8 protein-coding genes are annotated in these 7752 nt (G+C 40.9%); 7 read left to right on the top strand and 1 reads right to left on the bottom strand.

Going from position 1 to position 7752, the window contains the following annotated elements:
* Positions 1 to 145 precede the first annotated feature (145 nt).
* Genes AAGC65_RS23490 through AAGC65_RS23480 form a run of 3 tightly spaced genes read left to right on the top strand, consistent with a single transcriptional unit; the run spans position 146 to position 1711 of the window.
* Entirely contained in the window at positions 146 to 1003 is an 858-nt protein-coding gene (locus tag AAGC65_RS23490) for an SPFH domain-containing protein (RefSeq protein WP_343114907.1), read from the top strand.
* A gap of 2 nt (positions 1004 to 1005) precedes the next feature.
* Positions 1006 to 1539: a hypothetical protein gene (locus AAGC65_RS23485; protein WP_343114906.1), complete on the top strand. Its 534-nt coding sequence runs from the start codon at positions 1006 to 1008 to the stop codon at positions 1537 to 1539.
* Position 1540: 1 nt separating this feature from the next.
* Positions 1541 to 1711: an Arc family DNA binding domain-containing protein gene (locus AAGC65_RS23480; protein ID WP_343114905.1), complete on the top strand. Its 171-nt coding sequence runs from the start codon at positions 1541 to 1543 to the stop codon at positions 1709 to 1711.
* 216 nt (positions 1712 to 1927) lie between these two features.
* On the opposite strand, the gene AAGC65_RS23475 is transcribed toward AAGC65_RS23480, so the two are convergent.
* The gene (locus AAGC65_RS23475) at positions 1928 to 2872 is read right to left on the bottom strand and encodes a methyltransferase domain-containing protein (protein ID WP_343114904.1); all 945 of its coding nucleotides are present in this window, start codon (positions 2870 to 2872) and stop codon (positions 1928 to 1930) included.
* A 581-nt stretch (positions 2873 to 3453) separates the two neighbouring features.
* Here AAGC65_RS23475 and AAGC65_RS23470 point away from each other — a divergent pair.
* The 4 genes from AAGC65_RS23470 to AAGC65_RS23455 all read left to right on the top strand — a co-directional run.
* Positions 3454 to 4956 (top strand): glycoside hydrolase family 43 protein, encoded by a 1503-nt coding sequence (locus tag AAGC65_RS23470; RefSeq protein ID WP_343114903.1) that lies wholly within the window; start codon positions 3454 to 3456, stop codon positions 4954 to 4956.
* A 123-nt stretch (positions 4957 to 5079) separates the two neighbouring features.
* Positions 5080 to 5673 (top strand): sigma-70 family RNA polymerase sigma factor, encoded by a 594-nt coding sequence (locus AAGC65_RS23465; protein WP_343114902.1) that lies wholly within the window; start codon positions 5080 to 5082, stop codon positions 5671 to 5673.
* Positions 5674 to 5748: 75 nt separating this feature from the next.
* On the top strand, positions 5749 to 6927 hold the full coding sequence (locus AAGC65_RS23460; protein ID WP_343114901.1) for a FecR domain-containing protein: 1179 nt from the start codon (positions 5749 to 5751) through the stop codon (positions 6925 to 6927).
* A 207-nt stretch (positions 6928 to 7134) separates the two neighbouring features.
* Positions 7135 to 7752, top strand: a 618-nt coding sequence (locus tag AAGC65_RS23455; protein WP_343114900.1) for a carboxypeptidase-like regulatory domain-containing protein, incomplete at its 3' end; no start/stop codon positions are given.

Below are 7752 nucleotides of genomic sequence, written 5' to 3'. Positions count from 1 at the left end.
GCCTTTTGGCGCGAAGAAGATAGTTTTGCCATTTATTTAATTAACCAGTCAAAAATAATATAAGTTTCTGTTATATGCAGTTTTTCTTGCTGATATCAATTTGGTTTTGATATCTTTATGATATCAATTTAAAATCACCTTTATCATGGAATCCGAAAAAACAATCAATCCGCCATCAGGCTTTACCGTGTTTGCTTTGTTAGTGGTATCATTAATTATTGCAGGTATTTTTCTGGGGCTTAATCAGGAACCTATTGCCACCGTTATTGCTGCCATCGGCATCATGTTTATACTTCCGGGTTTTATTATCGTAAACCCTAACGAATCAAGAGTGCTTACACTTTTTGGCAAGTATGTAGGCACCATTAAAAAAGACGGCTTTTTTTGGATGAATCCCTTCAATCAAAAAAGAAAAGTATCCTTACGGGCATTTAACCTTAATGGCCAGCAACTAAAAGTGAACGACAGCATTGGTAACCCCATTGAAATTGCCGCAGTAATTGTATGGCAGGTAAAAGATACGGCCAGCGCGGTATTCGCGGTTGAGAATTATATACAATATGTAAACATACAAAGCGAGGCCGCGGTAAGGCACCTGGCCAACTCCTTTCCTTATGATAACCTGGAAGACGAGAACGCCACCATTACCCTGCGCGGCGGTGCCGAACAGGTGAGTCAGATGCTGGAGCAGGAACTGAACGAGCGCCTATCTCGCGCGGGTATTGAAGTACTGGAAGCCAGGATATCGCACCTGGCCTACGCGCCCGAAATTGCGCATTCTATGTTGCAGGTACAACAGGCAACCGCTATTATAGCCGCCCGCAGGCTTATTGTAGAAGGTGCTGTTGGTATGGTTGAAATGGCGCTGAACAAACTATCAGAAAAAAATATTGTGGAGCTTGACGAGGAACGTAAAGCAGCAATGGTGAGCAACCTGCTGGTTGTACTTTGCGGCGATAAGGCCGTTAATCCCGTTGTAAACACAGGTACCCTTTATCATTAATCATGATGGATCAGTTCAGAAGCTTTGACCAGCTGCGTACCAGCGAATTAACTGTATTACGGCATGGCTTTTTCAAGCCCTGGTTTGAACTTACCGATGGTCAGTTTTGTTATGGCAAATTAAGCTACGGTAATTTCTGGAAAACCATTACAGTTTTGGAGATAGAAAAGAAAACCTGGGTAATTAAACGTAAAGGTGTATTCAAACGTTCATTTCTGATTAATGACACAAATGAAATGAACTTAGGCCAGGTTACGCCCGAAATTTGGTCGCGAAGGATACGCCTGAGTATGAATGATGGATTTGAGGCTGTGTATTTAAATAAAAAATTAATTTCGCGAACTTTCAGCTTAACCAGTGATCAGTTTGGCGATATATTAAATGTGCGGACTGCATTATGGAGCATTAAAAGACCTTTTCAGATTTCTTTTGATCTGAATATGTTAAAACAGATACCCGATTTGCCTCTGTTGGCTTTGCTGGGCATAAATTTAGTACTAATAAAACAGGCAAAAGCCGCGAACGCGGCAAGTTAATATGGCCGAAAAGAAAGCATTTATATTACGCGTTAATCCCGATGTACTGAAGGAGATCGAGACCTGGGCCGCCGAGGAGTTCCGGAGCACCAACGGCCAGATCGAATATTTGCTGCAGCAGGCCTTGCTTGGCCGTAAAAAAGGCGGTAAAAAGAAAAAGGATGCCGGATAAATTCCGTATTTGTTTAGGCAGCAGCCCGGTTTTCAATTACTGAGAAAACCGGGCTGTTTGCTATAGATTTCTGTAATTCACGTATGTGATTTTTGATAATCAATATGCATCAATAAGGCTGTACCTACCGGTTTTATGCTCTTTAACTGTACAGCATTTTAACTTGTTGCTACCTGTAACTAAACGCCGGAGCGCTAATTTTGCCTATTACATTTTTTACTCTTTTACGGAGAGCATATACGCCTCGCTGGTTGTCATATCTTCTTCTGAAAGATTCCTGAACCTTCGCGAAAATTTACTCCTTGGAATATCGTTAGCCATGATTGCCGGAAGATCTTTCAATATGCTGAAACCGTGCTTTTTCTGTAGTTCCTGATGTGCCGAATAGGGCATCCGGTTGATCAAAAACTTTCGCCCTCCCTTTACAATTTTCCACTCAAGCTCGCTGTAGGTTCTGTGGCCGTTCCAGCTTTTAGTTGTTCGGTGACATTTAAAATCAATTGAGTGAGACATGATCCCTCCCTTTTTTAACCATTTTGAGAAGGCAAAATATGTCCCTTCCAGATCTTCAACATGTTCCAGTACTGCCTGGGAGTATACAAAATCAATTGAGTCGGGGTTTATAACTTTATAATCATCCCAGGGAACAAAGAATTTGACAAAGGTGTTCCCGGGATTATCAGGGTTCTTAATTTCTTCACGTATAGCCTCCAGGCGGGATTCAGCTAAGGCGTCTTTTAGTATCTCGTCTGAAAGAATGTTGTCCGGAAATGCATAATCATCAAGTCGGGGTTGAACTTTAGGATATTCAGTATTATCCGGAATAGGCGCTTTGTTTTTAAATAAAACAACCAGTTCTTCGAAAATATTTAAATTTCGTTCAACGTTCCAGTATTTGATGACATCAAATGCCCTGAAAGACTCGCAACCTGACAACAAAGCCGCAAAGCCAATTCCTAAAGAGTCTCCCGGACCCAGCTCTGCAACCCTTTTCGGAATTCCATTCTGTACAGAATTTAACATCTTAAGATGTCTTAGCCAGACAGAGTAGCAATATTTACCTTCAATAGTACCACCTGTTCTGTACGACAACAGTGTTTTAACAAGCGGCATATGTAAGACCACGCCAATTGTCATTGGTATTAATTTTTCTTTCCACATGGTTATAATGATTAGTTTGGTTCGTATAAAATATTTTGCAATACACTTCGTGCAATTATAATCTGTTGTTATCTGTAGCAAGCCTTGCTTTTCTTTTCCGCTGATCTTGAACTAAACTACTGATAATTAAGTGCAAGTTCACCTACAAAAGCGAATCTGTAAAACGCGAACAGAATTTTATACACATTATACATAGCTCTTTCACATTGGCCTGTCTTATATAAAAACTTAGCAGATGAAAGAATTATCTACAGTTTTCTTGCAAAAGAATCGGCAGTTGGATTATATTAAAAATTGCCCGGATACAAATTGAAAATGCAATATAAATGATGGGTTTCATCCTCTTTTGTTTGCGCTAAATCAGCGTTAAGCTAATTAAAGCGCTGCAAAAAATATGGAAAGATCAATAACTATGAAACGAAAAAAATATAAATTGCAGCGGTAGCAATTTGCGTGGCAGGCATACTCATAACCTACATTGATCTGATAGTCAACAGGTACTTCCTAAAGGCGAAAACTTTAGGAAGGATATAGCCAACCATCCAGGCAAATATGCAGACTAAACCAATTTATTCATACTTATGAAAAAGCGCCTGCTGTCATCAATCTTATTTTTACTATTCCCCATCATATTACTTGCTCAACGCAACGACGGAGCTGTTATTAATGGAGATTTCGCCGATCCGTCGATTATTAAAGTTGATGATAGTTATTTCGCGGTCGGCACTTCTTCTGAATGGGCTCCGCATTTCCCAATTTACCGGTCTGCCGATCTTAAAAACTGGCGTCAGGTTGGTTATGTTTTTGATAAAGCACCAGAGTGGACCTCGGGTTCATTCTGGGCACCCGAATATTATAAAATAAAGGATACATATTACATTTATTACACCGCGCGCCGAAAGGTTGACAATACCTCTTATATAGGAGTGGCTACCTCTAAATATCCCGACAAAGGCTTTACTGATCATGGCGTGCTGATCGCTTTTGGCAAGGAAGCCATCGATGCATTTGTATTTAATGATAATGGTCAATTATATATCACATTCAAAGCTTATGGGCTTGATAAAAGGCCAATCGAATTATTAGCAAATAAGCTTTCGGCAGATGGTCTTAAACTGGAGGGCGAACCTTTTACTTTGCTTAAAGATGAGCAACGCGTAGGCATGGAGGGGCAAAGCATCCTTAAAAAGAATGGTTATTACTATCTGTTTTACTCTGCGGGCAATTGCTGTGGCATACAATGCAGTTACAATGTGCGGGTGGCCCGTGCAAAAAACTTTAAAGGTCCGTACCAGGTTTATGAAGGTAATCCGATCTTATCTGAAAACAGCAAATGGAAATGTATGGGGCATGGCACATTTGTTAAAGGTCCTGATGGCCGCGATTTCTACATACATCATGCCTACAACAAAGAAAGTACTGTTTTTACCGGCAGGCAGGCGTTGATGTCTGAATTGGTTTGGTCAAAAAATAATGGATGGCCGCTGTTTAAACCGCAACAGATAATTGGTGACACCGCATCTGATATTCATGATAATTTCAACACTCAAGCCATTGGCAAATACTGGCAATGGGATTTTCGGAATTCGAGCCCAATAGTAAAACAGGAAAACGGTGTGCTTTATTTATCGGGAACTGTGAAACCCGGTAATCAAACCGGCATTGCACTCACCTCAAGGCCGGTATCTGATAGTTTTGAAATGGGAGTTACTGTGCTTAATTCAAACGCCGCGCTAAAGGGGCTGGTTTTTTATGGAGATGCGAATACCGCTTTAGGTATTGGGACCCAAAATGACCAGGTGATATTATGGCAGGTCAGAGATAATAAATTTTCCGTTTTAGAACAGACACCGATTATCGGGAAATCATCGGTAGATCTTCGGTTGGAGTTAAATATGGATAAAACATGCAAGTTTTACTATAAGCAGGGTAAAGAGGATTGGAAGTCATTAGTTGCCGCTGATTCGGTAAAGGCAATTAGTTTGTCGCAATGGGACAGAAGTCCCAGGGTGGGAGTTCATTTTAAGGGAGACGAAGATTTAAATGCTCAATTCGCCGAATTCAGTATAAAAAATACCAGGTAGCGTTATGACTTAAATCAGTTTTAAGCGTAGAGTTTTCTGCAGCGGAACTATGTTTATTATCATCTACTTGTTTTAGCCATTTTTTTATTACTAACTTTAGCGTGGACATTTACGTTACCCCTGATGAGTTTTATACGCTTGGTAAATGAGAGAGAGCTAATGAAAAACCTGCAAAGTGGGGATGAAAAGGCTTTTGAAAAACTTTACAGGCATTATATCGATCCGATTTTCCGGAAAATTCATTATCTGACCAAATCTGCTGAAATTGCTGAGGAACTCGCGCAGGATGTTTTTTTGAAGATATGGGAACGTAGAACTTCTATCGATCATAATAAATCTTTTGGTGCGTTTGTGCATATCATTGCCCAAAACCTGATCACTGATCTGTACCGCAGGCTGGCGCATGACAGGGCTTTCCGCGATCAACTGATTAATTCATTTACTGAACTGTATGATCCTATAGCGTCTCAGGTTGATCGTCAACTGGTTTATCAGGCGCTTGAATCTTTGCCTGCGCAGCGTAAAAAGGTTATGTCAATGGTTAAGATTGAGGGCCGGTCTTACGAAGAGGTAAGTAGTTTGCTTGGCGTATCAACCTCAACAATACGCGATCACGTTGTTAAAGGTACCAAAAGCCTTAAAGCTTATTTCATGGAAAATGAGCTGACATTGATGCTCATTGCCGCGGCTGTTATCGCCAGATCAGTAAAAGGCTGAGTTATTAAAAAAAAATTATAGGGCGAGCAGACCTGATTGCCTTTTCAATCGTACTCTTCAAAAAAACTAACTAAATTGGGAGTAAGAGACAACCTCAACAAGCTTTACGAGCGATTTTTACGTAATGAAAGTAAACCTGAAGACATCCGTCGTTTGGCGGAGCTATTTGGTACTGCCGACGATCAGACATTACAGGATCTTGTCCGTAAGCAATTAGATGATCCATCAGCTATTACTCCTTATAGTGTAGAAAATGACGAACGGTATGACCGTATTTTTAATAACCTGAAACAGCAGATAGAGCCAGCCAAGCCTGCAAGGACACTTTGGACTAAGATATCCGCGGTTGCAAGTGTAGTTTTATTACTGGGGGCTGGTAGTTACTATTTTTTTCGAGGCTCAATTTCTCATCCGGTTATCGCTGAACACAAAATACACAACGACGTGAAGCCCGGCGGAAATAAAGCTTTTTTAATTTTATCAAACGGGGAAAGTATCACGTTAAACGGGCAACACTCAGGGATCATTGGGAAGGAAGCCGGAAGTAACATTCTAAAGACTGCTGACGGACAAATAAAATATGTTAAAAGGCATAATAATCATAGTGATAAAGCGAGCCCTTTTAATACATTGCAAACACCCGTTGGCGGCTATTACAAAATGGTTTTAGCTGATGGTACGAAAGTATGGCTCAACGCGGCATCTCAGTTAAGGTATCCCGCCGACTTCAGAAATCTGAAGCAACGTAAGGTTGAATTAGCGGGTGAAGCTTACTTTGAAGTGGCCAAAGATGCTGCTCATCCCTTTATAGTGCAAACAGATGATCAGGAGATCAAGGTATTAGGAACACACTTCAATGTAAACGCCTACCATGATGATGGTGGTAGTAAAACAACCTTATTGGAGGGCAGTATCCACGCTGCCGGGAAAAATGCTCAGGCAATCATCAAACCCGGGCAACAGGTTATCAGTAGCAGTACGGGCAAATTAAATATTGATCAGGTTGATACCGAACTGGCGGTAGCCTGGAAAAATGACCAGTTCATGTTTGAAAGCGAGCCAGTAAGGCCATTGATGAAAACGGTGGCCCGATGGTATGATGTTGAGGTGATATACGGCGCGAATGTTCCGGATGTACGCTTCAACGGTGCCATTTCAAAGTTCGAAAATATATCGGCGGTGCTGAAAATCCTGGAGTCTACCGGCAAGATTCATTTTGAGGTGAGCGGCCGAAAAGTTTATGTAACAAAATGAGATAATCTTTATAAATAACCAAACAACCTATTTAAACCTAAAAAGAAGATGAAGAAAGCATTACAATAGACCTGTCTTGACAACGAAACAGGGCCCGATCAGATCGGACCCTGAATGCCGTTTGGCGCAATTTACTTAATTCAACTGTTTAACCGCAACTGCCTTCGCCTGGAAAGTAAGGGCATGTTGCATCACCAAACAAAACAAATGTATAGAATTTATACCATTCAAACCGGTATAACCGGAAGGTTATTACCCAAACTATGGCTAATTATGAGACTTACAATCATTATCATGATTGCTTCTTTAGTGCAGGTGAGCGCCACCTCATTAGCACAGAGGATAACCATAAAAAAAACAAATAAAAACCTGATCAGTATACTCCAGGATGTACGCAAGCAAACGGGGTACAATTTTGTGATCACTGATGACCAGGCCGAAAAAAGTAAGCCCGTTACCCTGAACGTATCCCAGGAGGATTTGTTCCAGGTACTGGATGAACTGTTTAAATCGCAGCCGCTTGGTTATAAAATTGATAACAAGACCATAGTTGTATCAGATAAAAGCACAGCTGGTACCAGTATTGTACAACCTGCTGCATCTGCCGCTGTTGAAGTACGGGGTATCGTGCTTGATGAAAAGCAAATGCCTATGCCGGGTGTCACTGTTAGACATAAGGAAAGCGGTATGGCTGCCTCAACTAACGTAAAAGGGGAGTATCTGATCAAATTACCAAATGCGACCGGAACCCTGGTGTTTTCTTTTTTAGGATATCAAACGCAGGAAGTTGCTGTAAATAACCAAACCAAAATAGATGTTAAGCTT

It is taken from the genome of Mucilaginibacter sp., assembly GCF_039207105.1.
Classification (GTDB): Bacteria; Bacteroidota; Bacteroidia; order Sphingobacteriales; family Sphingobacteriaceae; genus Mucilaginibacter.
This window is presented reverse-complemented; position numbering and strand designations above follow the sequence as displayed.

Excerpts from the sequence above, each read along its gene's own strand:
- AAGC65_RS23490 (WP_343114907.1), top strand. The coding sequence starts at position 146 with ATGGAATCCGAAAAAACAATCAATCCGCCATCAGGCTTTACCGTGTTT.
- AAGC65_RS23485 (WP_343114906.1), top strand. The coding sequence starts at position 1,006 with ATGATGGATCAGTTCAGAAGCTTTGACCAGCTGCGTACCAGCGAATTA.
- AAGC65_RS23480 (WP_343114905.1), top strand. The coding sequence starts at position 1,541 with ATGGCCGAAAAGAAAGCATTTATATTACGCGTTAATCCCGATGTACTG.
- AAGC65_RS23475 (WP_343114904.1), bottom strand. The coding sequence starts at position 2,872 with ATGTGGAAAGAAAAATTAATACCAATGACAATTGGCGTGGTCTTACAT.
- AAGC65_RS23470 (WP_343114903.1), top strand. The coding sequence starts at position 3,454 with ATGAAAAAGCGCCTGCTGTCATCAATCTTATTTTTACTATTCCCCATC.
- AAGC65_RS23465 (WP_343114902.1), top strand. The coding sequence starts at position 5,080 with ATGAGTTTTATACGCTTGGTAAATGAGAGAGAGCTAATGAAAAACCTG.